The following is a 16,607-nucleotide window of genomic DNA, read 5'->3' as shown; positions in this document are numbered from 1 at the left end:
CGTTACTTGGCGACGGCCGCGGCGAGCTTGGAGAGCGGCTCGCTGAGCGCGTTCACCCCGTCGGAGAGCTGCTTGCGGTCACCCGCGCCGACCTTGTCGTACGGGGTGAAGTCGTAGGAGTTCTTGTCGGCGCGGTACTTGTCGAGCTGGGCCTCGATCGCCGCGAACTGCTGGTCCAGCTCGGCGGTGAGCTTCGGGTCGTTCTTGGCGGCGACCGGCTTCAGCAGCTCGTACGCCCTCTGGGCGCCCTCGACGTTGGCCTTGAAGTCGACCAGGTCGGTGTGGCTGTAGCGCTCTTCCTCACCGGTGACCTTGCCGGTGGCCACCTCGTCGAGCAGCTCCTTGGCGCCGTTGGCCATGGAGGTCGGGGTGATGTCGGCGGTGCCGACGCGCTTCTGCCAGTCCGCGATGTCCGCGGAGAGCTGGACGCCGAGCTTCTTCTCCTCGTCACCGATCTTGCCGTCGGCCCACAGCGCCTTCTCCAGGCGGTGCCAGCCGGTCCACGTCTGGCCCTTCTCCAGGCCGTCCTCGCGCACGTCGGTCTTCGGGTCGATGTCACCGAAGGACTCCGCGACCGGCTCGGTGCGCTCCCAGCCGATGCGCGAGGGGGCGTACGCCTTCTTCGCGCCCTCGACGTCACCGGCGGCCACCGCGTCGGTGAAGGTCTTCAGCTTCGGCAGGGTCTCGTCGGCCTGCTGCTGCACATAGGTGCGGTAGGCGGCGACGGCCGCGTCCAGCTTCGGGTCGCGCCGGGGGGTCTGGCCGCCGCCGGTGACGGTGACCTTCTGGCGGATGCCGCTGCCCTTCATACCGGGCTTGCAGGCGATCTCGTACGAGCCGGCCTTCACCTCGGCGGTGAGGTTCTGCTTGAGGCCGGGGCCGATGTTCTCGCGCTCGGCGACGATCCGGTCGTCCGGGAAGAGCAGATAGACCTCGGTGACCTTGGAGCCCTTGTTCTCGATGGCGAACTGCACGTGCCCGGCCGCGAACTCGGTCTTCGACACCTTGCAGGCGTCGTCCGAGGCGGTGACCTGGATGGCGCCGTCAGCGCTCTTGGAGTCGCTCTTCGAGGAGCAGCCCGTGACGGCGGCCAGAGCCGCCGCGGCCGTGGCGGCGGTGACAACGGAGAGACGGACGGCTCGCATGTGGGCTCCACACTGGTTTCGGTCAGGGGGTGAGGCGGACCTAACTTAACCGAGGCTTACCTGACCGATACCCATCGGGTCCGTGATTCAGCTCTCACCTCCCGCCCAGGGACACCGGTCGATAACAGGCCAATCACAAGAAGGCCATGGCGGGGTCAAGGAGCGGTCAAGCGGCGCTGCGAGCACCATGATCCATCCGATTTGCCCCCGGCTCACGCCCCTGCGCATGGCTGATTTCTTGCGCCCCTGCACGCTTCTCTGCGCCCCTGTGACCCCGTACGGGTGAACGCCCGTCCCGGGCGTTCGCCGTTGCTGTTGAATGCGGGGGTGACGGAAAACGGCGCACCCGGCGTCCTCATCGACGTACTGAGGGTCTTCTGCGGCCCCGACGGCCGCCACGGCAACGCCCTCGGCGTGGTGCGCGAGGGATCGCTGCTGCCCGACGAGGCGGCCCGCCAGGCGCTGGCCAAGGAGCTCGGCTTCAGCGAGACGGTCTTCGTGGATGACCCCGAGCGGGGCGCCGTCGACATCTACACCCCCGGCCTGCGCCTGCCCTTCGCGGGGCATCCGCTGGTCGGTGCGGCGTGGCTGCTCGACGTGGACGTACTGGAACTGCCCGTCGGGGAGGTGTTCGCGCGCCAGGACGGCGAGTTCACCTGGATCACGGCCCACCCCGGGTGGGCCCCGCCGCGCACCCTGCGCCGGTACGCCTCGGCGGCCGAGGTGGACGCCCTCAAGGTGCCCGAGCCGGGGGAGTGGGTGTACGCCTGGGCCTGGGAGGACGAGGCGGCGGGCCGCGTCCGGGCGAGGGCGTTCCCGGGCCGGGGCGACGGCATCACCGAGGACGAGGCCACGGGAGCGGCGGCCCTCCTCCTCACGGCCGAGCTGGGCCGGGCCCTGAACATCACCCAGGGCGCGGGCTCCCAGCTCCTGACGGCCCCGGGCCCGGACGAGACGGTGGAACTGGGCGGCCGGGTGCGGCTGGAGAGCAGCGGAACGGTGTGAGGGGGCGGCCTCGGGGGCGTTGGGACGCGCGTGCCCGCACCGCCCGCGCCGTGACGCGCGGGCGCCCCGCAACCCCCTGCCAGGGGCGCGGGGGACTGCGCGACAAGCCCCCGCCGGCCCGCGGACGGAGTCCGGGCTAAGCGCTCCGCGCGAACTCCTCCCCCAGCTCGCGGAAGACCGCCGTGTTCATCGCGAACGCCCGCCGGCACTCCTCCACCACCCGCTGCCTCTCCAGCTCGTCCACCTCCACCGCGTCCAGCAGCTCCCGGTACCCCCGCTTGAAAGCGGCGGGATTCGGGATCGACTCGAACACGTAGAACCGCACCCCGTCGCCCTTCCGGGCGAACCCCCAGGTCCGCTCGGCCCGGTCCCGGATGATCTGGCCGCCGGAGAGGTCCCCGAGGTACCGCGTGTAGTGGTGCGCCACATATCCGGCGGGCCACGTCGCGGCGCACTCCCGCACCCGCGCCGCGTAGACCCGGGTCGCCGGCAGCGGCGCCGCCGCGCGCTCCCACCCCGCGCCCCGCAGATGCGCCAGGTCCCGCTCCAGCGACGGCGTACGCATCAGCTCCGGCCGGATGAACGGCCCCGCCACCGGGTCGTGGCACAGCGCCGCCGCCCCCTCCTCCAGCGCCCGGTACACGAACCACAGCTGCTCGGTGTACCGGGCGTACGCCTCCACGCCCAGCCGGCCGCCGAGCAGGGCGCTCATGAAGCCGGAGTTCTCCGCCTCGGTGTGCTGCTCGTGCGACGCCGTGCGGATGCGGGCGGAGAAGGGCGGGGAGGACGGCGTGTCCAAGGCGTGCCTCCGGGGAAGCGGGGCGACGGGTCAGGGCAGCGTGAGGATCTCCGCGCCCGTCTCGGTCACCACCAGTGTGTGCTCGAACTGGGCCGTCCGCTTCCGGTCGCGCGTGACGACGGTCCAGCCGTCCTCCCACATGTCGTACTCGTGCGTCCCCAGCGTCAGCATCGGCTCGATGGTGAAGGTCATCCCCGGCTTGATGACGGTCGTGGCGTGCGGCGCGTCGTAGTGCGGCACGATCAGCCCGGAGTGGAAGGCGGTGCTGATGCCGTGGCCGGTGAAGTCGCGCACGACGCCGTAGCCGAAGCGCTTGGCGTACGACTCGATGACGCGCCCGATGATGTTGATCTGACGGCCGGGCCTGACGGCCTTGATGGCCCGGTTGAGCGACTCCCGGGTCCGCTCGACCAGCAGCTTCGACTCCTCGTCGACGTCGCCGCAGAGGTAGGTGGCGTTGTTGTCGCCGTGGACGCCCCCGATGTACGCCGTGACGTCGAGGTTCACGATGTCGCCGTCGTTCAGGACGGTGGAGTCGGGGATGCCGTGGCAGATGACCTCGTTGACCGAGCTGCACAGGGACTTGGGGAAGCCCCGGTAGCCGAGGGTGGAGGGGTACGCGCCGTGGTCGCACATGTACTCGTGCGCGACCCGGTCGAGCTCGTCGGTGGTGACGCCGGGCGCGATGAGCTTGGCGGCCTCCTCCATCGCGCGGGCGGCGATACGGCCCGCGACCCGCATGAGCTCAATCGTTTCGGCGGTCTGCACCTCGGGGCCGGTGTACGGCGCGGGCATGGGCTTCCCGACGTACTCGGGGCGGCGGATGTTCCCCGGGACGGAGCGGGTGGGAGAGAGCTCCCCTGGTACGAGCAGCGACTGGCCAGACATGCCGGCGAGTCTATCGAGCCGTGTTGGGGCAGCATGGTCGAGAAGGTCCGAGGGCGGGCCGAGGAAGGAGCCTTCGTATGGCCCTGTTCAAGAAGCGTACGGCCGGAAAACCGGGCGAGTGGTACTACTGCCTGGTCCACGCCAAGGTCGAGGAGGGCCCGGAGTGTCCCGCCAAGGACCGCTTCGGCCCCTACGCGAGCCGCGAGGAGGCGGAACACGCGATGCGGACCGCGCAGGAGCGGAACCTGGAGTGGGAGACGGATCCGAAGTGGCATGAGAAGGGGGAGTGAGGGGGCGGGGCCGCGGCCTGGTGTTTGTGTGCGGGTGGGTGGTGGGTTGCTCGCGCAGTTCCCCGCGCCCCTGAGGGGGTTGCGCGGAGCCGGGGGACTTGGCTCGGCCGGTGGTGCTTCGCGGGGCGTGGCCTGGTGTTTGTGTGCGGGTGGGTGGTGGGTTGCTCGCGCAGTTCCCCGCGCCCCTGAGGGGGTTGCCCGCAGTCGGGGGACTTGGCTCGGCCGGGGGTGCCTCTAGGGGCGCGGGGAACTGCGCGAGAAGGGACCACGGTCCGCAGACGAAGGCGGGTTTTCAGGGGCGCGGGGAACTGCGCGACCAGCCACAGCGCACCCGGGGACGAAGGCGGGTTTTCAGGGGCGCGGGGAACTGCGCGAGCGACCGTCCACCGGGCCGCAGACGGCAGCGGGTTTCAGGGGCGCGGGGAACTGCGCGAGCGGCCGCAGTGGACCTGCGGACGGGGAACCGGGGTCGCCCCGCGAGGTCACCAGCGCGTTGGTGGTGGTGCCGTCAGCTGGTCCGCCAGGCGGGTGAGGCGGTCGCGGAAGCGCCGCCGGCCCCGCTGCACGGGCAGCCCGTTCTCCCCCGCCGCCGCACTCACCAGATGCTGCACCGTGTCCAGGTCCACCTCCGCCCCCGGCGGCACCGTCAGCGACTCGTGCACCAGCCCCCGCACCTCCGCGTCGCCCCCGTCCAGCGCCAGCACCCGCGCCCCTGCCCGCCGGGCGTCGTGGACCCGTTCCAGGAGGCCCCCGTCCGGCCGGTCCGGGGCCACCACCAGGAGCGTCTCGCCCCGCCCGGCCGCCTCCAGGCGCCCGAGCCCCACGGACAGGTGCGGGCCGCGGCCCGGCTCGACCCGGTGGCGTACCAGCGTGGGGGCGAGCTCGGGGACCCCCGACCACGCGGCCTCGTCGGTCAGGTGCGCCGCCAGGTGCCACGGCTCGTACGCCTCGGTGCCCACCAGCAGCAGCCCGCCGCCGTTCGGCACCACCGACCCCCGCAGCACCCCGGCGAACCGGCGGGTCCCGCGCAGCCACTCCGTGCCCGCCAGGACTTCCCGCAACAGTGCGACGCGTACGGCATCCATGCCCCGGCATCCTGCCGCACCGCACGCCCCGGCGGGCCGCATCCGTCACTCCTCACCCGGGCGGGGGATGCCCCCCGGTACGCGACGTAAGGTCGGGCCATGACTTCCACTGAGAGCGCCGAGAACACCCCGAAGCCCGCCGCCAGGGACCCCTGGGACCTGCCCGACGTCTCCGGCCTGGTCGTCGGCGTCCTCGGTGGCACCGGTGACCAGGGCCGGGGCCTGGCCTACCGGCTGGCCCGGGCGGGCCAGAAGGTGATCATCGGCTCGCGGGCCGCCGAGCGCGCCCGGGCCGCCGCCGACGAGCTGGGCCTCGGCATCGAGGGCGCGGACAACGCCGCGTGCGCGCGCCGCAGCGACATCGTGATCGTCGCCGTGCCGTGGGACGGGCACGCCAAGACCCTGGAGGCGCTGCGCGAGGATCTTGCCGGCAAGCTCGTCGTGGACTGCGTCAACCCGCTCGGCTTCGACAAGAAGGGCGCGTACGCCCTGAAGCCCGAGGAGGGCAGCGCCGCCGAGCAGGCCGCCGCCCTGCTGCCGGACTCGCGGGTCACCGCCGCCTTCCACCACCTGTCGGCCGTGCTGCTCCAGGACACCTCGCTCGAGGAGATCGACACCGATGTGATGGTCCTCGGCGAGAGCCGCGCCGACACCGACCTGGTGCAGGCGCTGGCCGCCCGCATCCCCGGGATGCGCGGCGTCTTCGCCGGGCGGCTGCGGGGCGCCCACCAGGTGGAGTCGCTGGTGGCCAACCTGATCTCCGTCAACCGCCGCTACAAGGCGCACGCCGGGCTGCGGGTGACCGACGTGTAGGCCCGGCCGGGGCATGGGGGACACTGGACGGGCATCAGCGCCGCACCCGGACAGGAGCCGACCCCATGCCCCGCCTCGCTCTGTACGCCCTCGCCGTCTGCGTCCTCGCGGTCGCCGCGGCCGTGGTCTCCTTCGTCCGGGGCAACTGGACCGGCGTCGTCTGGATCCTGCTGGCCGGGCTCTCCTCCAACATGGCCTGGTACTACCTGCGCAAGGCGAAGGCCGACGCCCGGCGCTCGGCGGCCGTCAGCGGATGAGCGAGGGGATCTCCGGCGTGCCCTGCCAGAACCGGTAGAGGCGCTGGCCCCAGTAGGTGTCCCACTCGGTGACGCCGAGCCCGCGCAGCACCGCGTCGATGGCGTCGAAGAACACGCTGTTGACCGACGGCACCCACAGGAACGCGAAGACCGCGAGCAGCCCGAAGGGCGCGAACGGCTCGATCTGGCGGCGCACCCCGTGCGACAGCCACGGCTCGATCACCCCGTACCCGTCGAGACCCGGGACGGGCAGGAAGTTCAGGATCGCCGCCGTCACCTGGAGCAGCGCCAGGAACGCCAGCGCGTAGCGGAACCCGGCGGGCACGCCGTCCAGCGCGTGCAGCCAGAACGGGGCCGTGCAGACGACGGCGAAGAGCACGTTGGTGAGCGGGCCCGCCGCCGCGATCAGGCTGTGCTTCCAGCGGCCCCGGATCCGGCCGTGCTCGATGAAGACGGCGCCGCCCGGCAGACCGATACCGCCCATGATCACGAAGATGACCGGCAGGACGATCGACAGCATCGCGTGCGTGTACTTCAGCGGGTTGAGCGTCAGATAGCCCTTGGCGCCCACCGTGATGTCCCCGCCGTGCAGCGCGGTGCGGGCGTGCGCGTACTCGTGCAGGCACAGGGAGACGATCCAGGCGCCCGTCACGAAGAGGAAGACGGCGAAGCCCGGCGCGGTCGAGAAGCCCGTCCACACCGCCCATCCGGCGACCGCCGTGACGGCGGCGATCCCCAGGAAGACCGGGCTGACGCTCCGGTCGCTGCGGCGCGAGGTGGCGGTGGCCATGGGCGGGGCTCCCGGGGTGGAAGTGCGGTCGGACGGCCCCGACCGTACAGGTGATACCCCGGGAACGTCCGGCCATCCCGTACGAGTTCCACCCCTGGTCACCGTCGCGTGGCCGGGAGTTGGCGGGCGGGGGCACGGCGGGGCGTCACGTCACGGACAATGGGGCGGTGCGCTACCGGATCATCGGCACCACCCAGCTGCTCAACCCCGAAGGCACGGCGGTCGCCGTCGGCGGGGCGCGTCTGCGCGCCCTGCTGACCGTGCTCGCCCTGCGCCCCGGCCGTACGGTCCCGGTCGGCCACCTCGTCGACGAGGTGTGGAACGGCGAACCGCCCGCCGACGCGGCCGGCGCGCTCCAGGCGCTGGTGGGCCGGCTGCGCAGGGCGGCCGGGCCCGGCGTGGTCGCCTCGGTGGAGGGCGGCGGCTACCGGCTCGACGCCGAGCCGGACGACATCGACCTGTTCCGGTTCGAGCGGCTCGCCGGGGAGGGCGTCCGCGCCCTGGACCAGGGCGACCCGGCGAAGGCCCTGTCCCGGCTGGAGGACGCGCTGGCGCTGTGGACCGGCCCGGTCCTCGCCGACCTGCCCGACCGGAGCGGCGAGGCCGCCCGCTGGGAAGCCCGCCGCCTGGACGCCCGCCGCGCCCGGCTCGCCGCGGCCCTCGCCCTGGGCCGGGCCGAGGAGGTGCTGCCCGAGCTGGCCGCGCTCTGCGCCGCCCACCCCCTCGACGAGCCGCTGCACACCCTGCGCATCCGCGCCCTGCGTGCGGCGGGCCGCACCGCCGAGGCGCTCGCCGCGTACGAGGAGGTCCGCCGCACCCTCGCCGACCGCCTCGGCGCCGACCCGGGCCCGGAACTGCGGGCGCTGCACGGCGCGTTGCTCCACACCGACGACGCGCCCCCGGCGGGACCGCGGACGTCCGCCGCGGACTCCGCGCCCGCCCGCCCCGCCCCCCTGGGCAATCTGCGCGCCCGCCTCACCTCCTTCGTGGGGCGCGAGGCCGACATCGAGGCGATCCGGGGGGATCTGGGCGCCGCCCGGCTGGTGACGCTGCTCGGGCCCGGCGGGGCGGGCAAGACCCGGCTCTCCCAGGAGGTCGCCGAGGCCGTCGGCGCGGCCGGGGACGGCTGGCCCGACGGGGTGTGGCTGGCCGAGCTCGCCCCGGTGACCGACCCGGCGGCCGTGCCCGCGGCCGTCCTCACCTCGGTCGGGGCCCGCGAGACCGTGCTGCACGGCGCCGGCGCCGAGGAGCTGCGCGCCGCCGACCGCGCCGCGGGCGATCCGCTGGTGCATCTCGCCACGCACTGCGAGCGCCGCCGGATGCTGCTGCTCCTGGACAACTGCGAGCATGTGATCGACGCGGCCGCCGCCCTCGCGGAGCACCTGCTGGCCCGCTGCCCGGGGCTGACCGTCCTCGCCACCAGCCGGGAGCCGCTGGGCGTGCCGGGCGAGGTGGTGCGGCCGGTGGAGCCGCTGCCGGGGCCGGTGGCGCTGCGGCTGCTCGCGGACCGGGGCGCGGCGGCGCGGCCGGGGTTCCGGGTGGAGGACGACCCGGGCGCGGCGGCCGAGATCTGCCGCCGTCTGGACGGTCTGCCGCTGGCGGTGGAGCTCGCCGCGGCCCGGCTCCGCATGCTGTCGCCACGTCAGATCGCGGACCGGCTCGACGACCGCTTCCGCCTGCTGACCAGCGGCAGCCGGACCGTACTGCCGCGCCAGCAGACCCTGCGCGCGGTCGTCGACTGGTCCTGGGACCTGCTGGAGGACCCCGAGCGCACGGTGCTGCGCCGGCTGTCCGTCTTCGCGGGCGGCTGCGTCCTGGCGGCGGCCGAGGCGGTCTGCGCGGACGGCGAGGGCGTCGCCGCCCGCGACGTCGCCCCGCTTCTGGGCTCCCTCGTCGACAAGTCGCTGGTGGTCGCCGCGCCCGGGGACGGCGGCGAGATGCGCTACCGCCTCCTGGAGACGGTGGCCGAGTACGCGGGCGAGCGCCTGGACGACGCCGGGGACCGGGGCCCCACCGAGCGCCGCCACCTGGTGTACTACCGCGAGCTGGCCCGCACCACCGACCCCGAGCTGCGCGGCTGGGGGCAGCGCGCCGCGGTCGAGCTCCTGGAGCGGGAGTACGAGAACCTGCGCACCGCGCTGCGCAGGGCCGTGGACCTCGCCGACGAGCAGGAGGCGCTGTGCATGGTGCACGCGCTCTCCTCGTACTGGCACATGCGCGATCTGCGCGCCGAGTCCCGCCGCTGGGCCGGGGCGGCGGCGGAGCTCGGCCCCGACCCGTTCGCCCCGCCCGCCGAGCCCGCGCCCCCGGTCTTCGCGCGCTGCACCGACAGCCCGCCGCCCATGGATCCCGAGGTGCTCCAGGAGGCCCGGCGCGGGGTGCGGCTGTTCCTGCTCGCCTCCATGGACCACACCGGCGACGACTGGACGACGCCCGAGGCCGAGGCGCGGCTGCGCGCCATCGTGGGCGTCTACCGGCCGGGGCTGCCGCAGACCTGCCGGATGCCCGGCGCGCTCTGGTTCTTCCCGGTGATCATGACCAGCGACGCCCAGGCGCTCCGGGAGCTGCTGGACGCGACGGTCGCGGCCTGCGAGGAGTTCGGTTACGAGTGGGAGCTCGCCAACGCCCTCCAGATACGGGCCAACGTCCTGGCCAACCGCGGCGACTGGGCCGGTGAGGCCACCCGCGACGCCGAGGCCGGGCTGGACATCTTCCGCCGCCTCGGCGACGACTGGGGAGCAGCCGAGGCCCTGTCGGCGCGCGGCGAGGCCCGCGAGCGGCGCGGGGAGTACGCGCTGGCGGGTGAGGACTACGGCGAGGCCGTGCGGTACGCCGAACGGCTCGGCGCCCAGGGCCAGGTGTCGCTCCTGAAGGCGCGGCTCGCCTCGGTGCTGCTGGAGACCGGGGAGGCCGAGCGGGGCGAGGCGATGCTGCGCGAGATCGTCGCCGCGGGCCGCCAGGCGGGGTACGAGGCGCAGCCCGTCGCCCGGATGTTCCTGGCGATGTGGCTGGGCCGCACCGGGCGCCCTGCGGAGGCGCGCGAGCAGGTCGCGGTGATGCTGGAGGAGTTCAGGGCCAGCAACCTCGCGCTCTTCGAGGGCTTCGTGATCGGCATCCGGGCCTGGCTGGAGAACCTGGAGGGCGCCTACGACAAGGCCCTGGTGGACTCCCGCTCGGCGCTCACCCGGTCCGTGACGCCGATGGCCCTGATGGTCGCGCCCCAGATGGTGCCGGTGCACCTGCTCTCCGTCGCCTGGGCGTGGGCCGGACTGGCCGAGCCCGGCACGGAGGCGGCCCGTGACGCCGCGCGGCTGATCGGCGCGCACGACGTCCTGATGCCGGCGATCCACTTCGCCTCCTCGATGGAGGTGGAGGTGCGGGAGAAGGTGGAGGCGCTGGTCCGCCCGCTGCTCGACGAGGCCGTCTACGCCGCCGCGTACGCCGAGGGCGGCCGCCTCTCTCTGGAGGAGGCCGCCGCCCTGGCGCAGGGGGAGCGGAGCTGACGCCCCGTCATCATCACGTCCGCTTGCGGAACTTGGCGACCGCGAGCGGCGCCGTCACCACGGTGATCGCCACCGCCCAGCCCAGCGTCATCAGCGCCGAGTGGGCGACCGGGCCGCCGTTGACCAGGTTGCGGGCGGCGTCCGCGAGGTTGGAGAGCGGGTTGTAGTCCGTGAAGGTCTGGAGCCAGCCCGGCATGGTGGTCGGCTTGGCGAAGATCGACGAGCCGAACTGCAGCGGCATCAGCACGAGCATCGCCACTCCCTGGACGGCCTGGGCCGTCTTCATGGTGAGACCCAGCAGGATGAAGATCCACATCAGCGAGGCACCGAACACCAGCGACAGACCGACCGCCGCGAGCAGTTCGAGGACGGAGGTGTGGATGGACAGACCGAGGATGAAGCCCATGATCAGCAGGATCGTGGTGGCGACGATCATGCGGCCGATCTCGACCACGATCTTGGCTATCAGCACCGACGACCGCGCGATGGGCATGGTCCGGAACCGGTCCATCACCCCCTTCTTGAAGTCGTCGTTGATGCCGGTGCCGACCGCCATCGCGATGTTCAGGCCCTGCATCGCCATCAGGCCCGGGATCAGGTAGTTGACGTACGCGTCCTGGTTGCCCTTGCCGGAGACCGCGCCGCCGAACACGTACACGAACAGCAGCGTGAAGATGATCGGCATGAACACGGCGTCGAACATCGACTCCGGGTCCTGCTTGATCTGGAGCGCGTTGCGGCGCACCAGGGCGCCGATGTGCCGCAGATTGGCGCGCGGGCCGATCCGGGCGTCGGCGTCCATGACGGGCGGGCGGATGCCGGTCGGCTGCTTCGCGGGGGCCGCCTGGGCGGTGGTGGCGGTGCTCATGCCGCGACCTCCTCGGTCGTGTCGTCGCTCTCGGAGTCCTGGAGGGTGGGCTTCTGGCCGGTGATGGCCAGGAACACCTCGTCCAGGCTGGGCAGGTGGGTGCCGATGTGGGCGATGGCGAAGCCGCGGGCGCCCAGCAGGCCGACCACGGCGGTCAGCTGCTCGTCGCTGAGGATCGGCACGTTCAGCAGGCCCTCGTCGGGGACCGCCTGGGTGCCGGAGACCCCGTCGAGACCGGCCTCGGTGATGGCCCGCGCCATCGCGCCCAGCTGCGCCGGGTCGGCGGGGCGGATCTGGAGGGTGCGGCCGCCGACCTTCGCCTTCAGGTCGTTGATGCCGCCCTTGGCGACGACCTTGCCGCGGTCGATGACCGTCAGCTCGCTCGCCAACTGCTCGGCCTCCTCCATGTACTGGGTGGTGAGCAGCACGGTGGCGCCCTCGGCGACCATCCGCTGGACCTCGTCCCACACCTCGTTGCGGGTGCGGGGGTCGAGGCCCGTGGTCGGCTCGTCCAGGTAGAGCACGGCCGGCTTGCCGATCATCGAGGCGGCGAGATCGAGCCGGCGGCGCATACCGCCCGAGTAGTTCATCGCGGGCCGCTTCGCCGCCTCGGTGAGCGAGAAGCGCTCCAGCAGCTCGTCGGCGCGGGCCCGGGCGTCCCTGCGGGACAGGTCGAGCAGCCGCCCGATCATGTACAGGTTCTCCCAGCCGGACAGCTTCTCGTCCACCGAGGCGTACTGCCCGGTGAGGCCGATGGTCCGGCGCAGCTGGCGGGGCTGGCGCACCACGTCGTACCCGGCGACGTGGGCGGTGCCGGCGTCCGGCACGATCAGGGTGGACAGGCAGCGGACGAGGGTGGTCTTGCCGGCGCCGTTGGGGCCCAGGACTCCGAGGACCGTGCCCTCGCGTACGTCCAGGTCCACGCCGTCCAGCGCCTTGGTGTCGCCGAAGTGCTTCACCAGCCCCCGCACCGTGACGGCGTTGGCCGCGCCGCCTTCGGGGTTGTCGTCGATTCGCGTCATGCCCACAAGGTGCCAGGCCCCACCGACAATCCACCGACATCCCGCCTACAGACGCCGACAGCCCGCCGACAGAAGATGCCGACGGGCTGCCCTGCCCTCGCGGGCGGCGCGGAACGGTCACGCGCTCGCGTCTAGTGGAACGTGTGCTCCTCCGCCGGGAACCGCGCCCCGATCACCTCGTCGGCGAACGCCTTCGCCGCGTCGCCGAGGACGCCGCGCACGTTCGCGTACTGCTTGGTGAAGCGCGGCACCTTCCCGCCGGTGAGCCCCACCATGTCGGTGTACACCAGCACCTGCGCGTCGCACGACACCCCGGCGCCGATCCCGACCGTCGGGATGTGCAGCGAGCGTGTGATCTCGGCGGCCACCTCGGCCGGGACGAGCTCCAGGACCACCGCGAACGCGCCCGCGGACTCCGCGGCCTTGGCGTCGCGCAGCAGCTGGTGGGCGGCCTCGTCGGAGCGGCCCTGCACCCGGTAGCCCATCGCGTTCACGGACTGCGGGGTCAGGCCCAGGTGGGCCATGACCGGGATGCCGGACTGCACGAGCAGCTCCGTCTGGGCCAGCGAGCGCTCGCCGCCCTCCAGCTTCACGGCCCCGACGCCCGCCTCCTTGACCAGGCGGGTCGCGCTGCGCAGCGCCTGCACCGGACCCTCCTGGTACGTGCCGAACGGCAGGTCCGCGACGACGAGGGCGCGCCTGGTGCCCCGGACGACCGCGGCGGAGAGCATGGCGATCTCGTCGAGCGTGACCGGGACGGTCGTCTCGTAACCCAGGTGGCAGTTGCCCATCGAGTCGCCCACGAGCAGGACCGGGATGCCGGCCTCGTCGAAGACGGACGCGGTCATCGCGTCGTACGCGGTGAGCATGGGCCACTTCTCGCCCCGCGCCTTGGCGGAGGCGATGTCGTGGATGGTGACGCGGCGCGTGGAGGTGCCCCCGTACAGCGCCTTGCTGCTGTCGGAACGTTCTGCGGGCGGATTCTGCGCAGCCTTGATCTGTTGCGTCATCGCAACGGCTCCTGTTCGTCATCTCGAAGCGCCCTGACGGCGTCTCCGGACCACTTCCATGGTGGCATCCCACCCCCGTCGACGGGAAGTGGGTGGCACGGTCACGTAATTGGATGAGCTTTAAACCACTCTGGGCCGCAAATATGCGCGTTTTGTCACAGCCGCCCCCCTGGCCGTGACCCGCGGGAACCCGGCACGGCGTGCGGTCGTCATCGAGGCAGTACGACAGCAGGGAAAGGCACCCTCCATCGCCTAGGGTCATCAGAGGCGACGGTGTGCGAACAGCAAGGCAGTGAGGACAGCGGTATGACGCGGGCGTACGTGGCGGAGACGGGGAGCGGCAGCGCGGAGGGCGAGCGCTCCGGATCCCGGGTCCGGCGCCTGCTGGACGGCTGGAGGAACGATCCCGGCATCTGGCGGCGCGGCCTGGTCCTGGCCGGGGCCGCGGTGCTGATCGCCCTGGTCATGCTGGTGCACGCCAAGATCCCCAACCGGATCGGCAACCTCGGCAGCCTGACGGAAACCTTCCTGCCGTGGCTGGGCCTCTTCGTCCCGGTGCTCCTCGGCCTCGCCCTGTGGCGCCGCTCGGCCACCGCGCTGATCGCCCTGGTGCTGCCGGCGGTGGTCTGGCTCAACCTCTTCGGCGGGCTGCTCACCGACAAGGAGAGCAAGGGCGGCAACCTCGTCGTCGCCACCCACAACGTGAACGCCGACAACCCCGACCCGGCCGGCACCGCCCGCGAGCTCATCGCCTCCCGCGCCGACGTCCTCGCCCTGGAGGAGCTGCCCGGCAACAGCGTCGGCGCGTACGAGAAGGCGCTGGCCGCGGCCTATCCGCACCACTCGGTGCAGGGCACGGTGGGCCTGTGGTCCCGGTTCCCGCTGAGCGACGCCGAGCCGGTCGACATCAAGATGGGCTGGACCCGCGCCATGCGGGCCACCGTCAGCACCCCGGCCGGACAGGTGAAGGTGTACGTGGCGCACATGCCCTCGGTCCGGGTGAAGCTGAGCGCCGGGTTCACCGCGCGCCAGCGGGACGCCAGCGCGGACGCCCTGGGCGACGCGATCGCGGGCGAGCCGCTGAGGAAGGTGGTCCTGCTCGGCGACCTCAACGGCACCATGAACGACCGCGCCCTGAACAACATCACCTCGCAGATGCGCTCCACCCAGGGCGCGGCGGGCAACGGCTTCGGCTTCACCTGGCCCGCGTCGTTCCCGATGGCCCGGATCGACCAGATCATGGTCAAGGGCGTCGAGCCGAAGTCGTCGTGGACGCTGGGCCGCACCCCCAGCGACCACCTGCCGATCGCGGCCAGGCTGAAGGTCTGAGCGGCGCCCCGCCCCGGGTCAGACCGACTCGCGCCACCGGTTGGTGATCGGCAGCCGCCGGTCCTTGCCGAAGCCCTTCGCGGAGATCTTGGTGCCCGGTGGGTACTGCCGCCGCTTGTACTCGGCGGCGTCCACCATCCGCAGCGTCCTCGCCACCAGCTCCGCGTCGAACCCGGCCGCCACGATCGCCTCGCGGCCCTGGTCGCGGTCGACGTACAGGGACAGGATCGCGTCCAGGACCGGGTAGTCCGGCAGCGAGTCCGTGTCGACCTGGCCCGGGCGCAGCTCGGCGCTGGGCGGCTTGCTGATGGAGTTCTCCGGGATGGGCGCGACCTCGCCGCGCTCCTCCGCCGCCCGGTTGCGCCACCGGGCGAGGCGGAAGACGGCCGTCTTGTAGACGTCCTTGATCGGCCCGTACCCGCCGACGGAGTCGCCGTACAGCGTCGAGTACCCCACCGCCAGCTCGGACTTGTTGCCCGGCGCGAGGACGAGATGGCCCTCCTGGTTGGAGATCGCCATCAGCATGGTGCCGCGCAGCCGCGACTGGAGGTTCTCCTCGGCCAGCCCGGTCAGCCCCAGCGAGTCCATGTACGCGGTGAACATCGGCTCGATGCTCACCGTGCGCAGGTTCAGACCGGTGCGGCGGGCGAGCTCGGCCGCGTCGCCCTTGGAGTGCTCGGAGGAGTACGCGGAGGGCATCGACACGCCGTACACGTTCTCCGCGCCCACCGCGTCGCAGGCGATCGCGGCGACCAGCGCCGAGTCGATCCCGCCGGAGAGCCCGATCAGGACGGACCGGAAGCCGTTCTTGACGACGTACGCGCGCAGCCCCGCGACCAGCGCCGAGTAGACCTCCTCGTCGTCGTCGAGCCGCTCCGCCTGCCCGCCGGTGTGCTCCGGCTCGTACGCGGGGACGGGCTCGCCCGACAGCGTCACGTGCTCGATCCGCAGACCGTCGTCGACCGTCCCGGACGGGACCGGGCCCGCCGCCGGCAGCTCCAGGTCGAGCAGCACACAGCCCTCGGTGAACTGCGGGGCGCGGGCGACGACCTCGCCGCGTCCGTCGACGACGATCGAGTCGCCGTCGAAGACCAGGTCGTCCTGGCCGCCCGACATCGCCAGATAGGCGGTGGTGCACCCGGCCTCCTGGGCGCGCTTGCGGACCAGCTCCAGCCGGGTGTCGTCCTTGTTCTGCTCGTACGGCGAGGCGTTGATCGAGAGCAGCAGCCCGGCCCCGGCGGAGCGGGTGGCCGGGACCCGGCCGCCGTCCTGCCAGAGGTCCTCGCAGATCGCCAGGGCCACGTCCACGCCGTGGACCCGGATCACCGGCAGGGTGTCGCCCGGCACGAAGTAGCGGAACTCGTCGAAGACGCCGTAGTTGGGCAGATGGTGCTTGGCGTACCGGAGCACGACCTCGCCCCGGTGCAGCACGGCGCCCCCGTTGCGGGGCGCGCCCGCGGGCTGGCCGTAGCGGGCGCGGTCCGGGGACCGGTCGAGATAGCCGACCACGACCGGCAGCTCGCCGAGGCCCTCGGCGGCCAGCCGCGCCGCCAGGTCCGTCAGCGCCCGCCGGGACGCCTCGACGAACGAGGACCGCAGGGCCAGGTCCTCCACGGGGTAGCCGGTGAGCATCATCTCGGGGAAGGCGGCGAGGTGCGCGCCCTGCTCGGCGCAGTGCCGGGTCCAGTGCACGATCGCCTCGGCGTTCGCGGCGATGTCGCCGACGGTCGAGTCGATCTGATTCAGAGCGAGACGTAGGTGAGGCACCCCGCCAGTGTAATCGTCAAAGCGACGCGATGGGGG

15 protein-coding genes are annotated in these 16,607 nt (G+C 72.8%); 6 read left to right on the top strand and 9 right to left on the bottom strand.

The genetic code is table 11. From position 1 onward, the window contains the following. Positions 1-2 precede the first annotated feature (2 nt). Positions 3-1,145 (bottom strand): iron uptake system protein EfeO, encoded by a 1,143-nt coding sequence (gene efeO, locus AC069K_RS22740; RefSeq protein ID WP_478619092.1) that lies wholly within the window; start codon positions 1,143-1,145, stop codon positions 3-5. 327 nt (positions 1,146-1,472) lie between these two features. On the opposite strand from efeO, the gene AC069K_RS22735 reads away from it, so the two are divergent. After that, positions 1,473-2,150 (top strand): PhzF family phenazine biosynthesis protein, encoded by a 678-nt coding sequence (locus AC069K_RS22735; RefSeq protein WP_365101028.1) that lies wholly within the window; start codon positions 1,473-1,475, stop codon positions 2,148-2,150. Between the two features lie 136 nt (positions 2,151-2,286). Here the strand turns inward: AC069K_RS22735 and AC069K_RS22730 are convergent, their stop codons facing one another. Both AC069K_RS22730 and map read right to left on the bottom strand, forming a co-directional pair. Further along, positions 2,287-2,949 carry a biliverdin-producing heme oxygenase gene (locus tag AC069K_RS22730; protein ID WP_478619089.1) on the bottom strand — a complete coding sequence of 221 codons (663 nt, stop codon included), beginning with the start codon at positions 2,947-2,949 and terminating at the stop codon, positions 2,287-2,289. A 30-nt stretch (positions 2,950-2,979) separates the two neighbouring features. Beyond that, entirely contained in the window at positions 2,980-3,837 is an 858-nt protein-coding gene (map, locus tag AC069K_RS22725; protein WP_365101032.1) for a type I methionyl aminopeptidase, read from the bottom strand. 77 nt (positions 3,838-3,914) lie between these two features. On the opposite strand from map, the gene AC069K_RS22720 reads away from it, so the two are divergent. After that, positions 3,915-4,127 (top strand): hypothetical protein, encoded by a 213-nt coding sequence (locus tag AC069K_RS22720; protein WP_358836335.1) that lies wholly within the window; start codon positions 3,915-3,917, stop codon positions 4,125-4,127. 482 nt (positions 4,128-4,609) lie between these two features. Here the strand turns inward: AC069K_RS22720 and AC069K_RS22715 are convergent, their stop codons facing one another. Next, on the bottom strand, positions 4,610-5,212 hold the full coding sequence (locus tag AC069K_RS22715) for a hypothetical protein (RefSeq protein ID WP_365112552.1): 603 nt from the start codon (positions 5,210-5,212) through the stop codon (positions 4,610-4,612). A 99-nt stretch (positions 5,213-5,311) separates the two neighbouring features. Here AC069K_RS22715 and npdG point away from each other — a divergent pair, with 99 nt between their 5' ends. Both npdG and AC069K_RS22705 read left to right on the top strand, forming a co-directional pair. Next, entirely contained in the window at positions 5,312-6,025 is a 714-nt protein-coding gene (gene npdG / locus AC069K_RS22710; RefSeq protein ID WP_478619084.1) for an NADPH-dependent F420 reductase, read from the top strand. A gap of 65 nt (positions 6,026-6,090) precedes the next feature. Then, positions 6,091-6,282 carry a hypothetical protein gene (locus AC069K_RS22705; protein WP_365112546.1) on the top strand — a complete coding sequence of 64 codons (192 nt, stop codon included), beginning with the start codon at positions 6,091-6,093 and terminating at the stop codon, positions 6,280-6,282. Here AC069K_RS22705 and AC069K_RS22700 read toward each other — a convergent pair. Further along, on the bottom strand, positions 6,272-7,072 hold the full coding sequence (locus AC069K_RS22700) for a site-2 protease family protein (RefSeq protein ID WP_478619081.1): 801 nt from the start codon (positions 7,070-7,072) through the stop codon (positions 6,272-6,274). The two genes, AC069K_RS22705 and AC069K_RS22700, sit on opposite strands and share 11 nt — an antisense overlap. Before the next feature lie 167 nt (positions 7,073-7,239). On the opposite strand from AC069K_RS22700, the gene AC069K_RS22695 reads away from it, so the two are divergent. Further along, complete coding sequence (locus AC069K_RS22695) at positions 7,240-10,575, top strand: AfsR/SARP family transcriptional regulator (protein ID WP_478619078.1); 3,336 nt, start codon at positions 7,240-7,242, stop codon at positions 10,573-10,575. A 13-nt stretch (positions 10,576-10,588) separates the two neighbouring features. Here the strand turns inward: AC069K_RS22695 and AC069K_RS22690 are convergent, their stop codons facing one another. The 3 genes from AC069K_RS22690 to panB form a co-directional block, all read right to left on the bottom strand. Next, the gene (locus tag AC069K_RS22690; RefSeq protein WP_358834613.1) at positions 10,589-11,443 is read right to left on the bottom strand and encodes an ABC transporter permease; all 855 of its coding nucleotides are present in this window, start codon (positions 11,441-11,443) and stop codon (positions 10,589-10,591) included. After that, complete coding sequence (locus AC069K_RS22685) at positions 11,440-12,465, bottom strand: ATP-binding cassette domain-containing protein (RefSeq protein ID WP_358834612.1); 1,026 nt, start codon at positions 12,463-12,465, stop codon at positions 11,440-11,442. The genes AC069K_RS22690 and AC069K_RS22685 overlap by 4 nt, the downstream gene beginning before the upstream one ends. 131 nt (positions 12,466-12,596) lie before the next feature. Next, the gene (panB, locus tag AC069K_RS22680) at positions 12,597-13,475 is read right to left on the bottom strand and encodes a 3-methyl-2-oxobutanoate hydroxymethyltransferase (protein WP_365112535.1); all 879 of its coding nucleotides are present in this window, start codon (positions 13,473-13,475) and stop codon (positions 12,597-12,599) included. A 306-nt stretch (positions 13,476-13,781) separates the two neighbouring features. Here panB and AC069K_RS22675 point away from each other — a divergent pair, with 306 nt between their 5' ends. Next, positions 13,782-14,804, top strand: a complete 1,023-nt coding sequence (locus AC069K_RS22675; protein ID WP_478619072.1) for an endonuclease/exonuclease/phosphatase family protein — start codon at positions 13,782-13,784, stop codon at positions 14,802-14,804. A gap of 18 nt (positions 14,805-14,822) precedes the next feature. Here AC069K_RS22675 and AC069K_RS22670 read toward each other — a convergent pair whose 3' ends face one another. Beyond that, positions 14,823-16,571 (bottom strand): NAD+ synthase, encoded by a 1,749-nt coding sequence (locus tag AC069K_RS22670; protein ID WP_478619069.1) that lies wholly within the window; start codon positions 16,569-16,571, stop codon positions 14,823-14,825. Positions 16,572-16,607: the final 36 nt, after the last annotated feature.

It is taken from the genome of Streptomyces sp. NPDC043908 (genome assembly GCF_056435525.1).
This window is presented reverse-complemented; position numbering and strand designations above follow the sequence as displayed.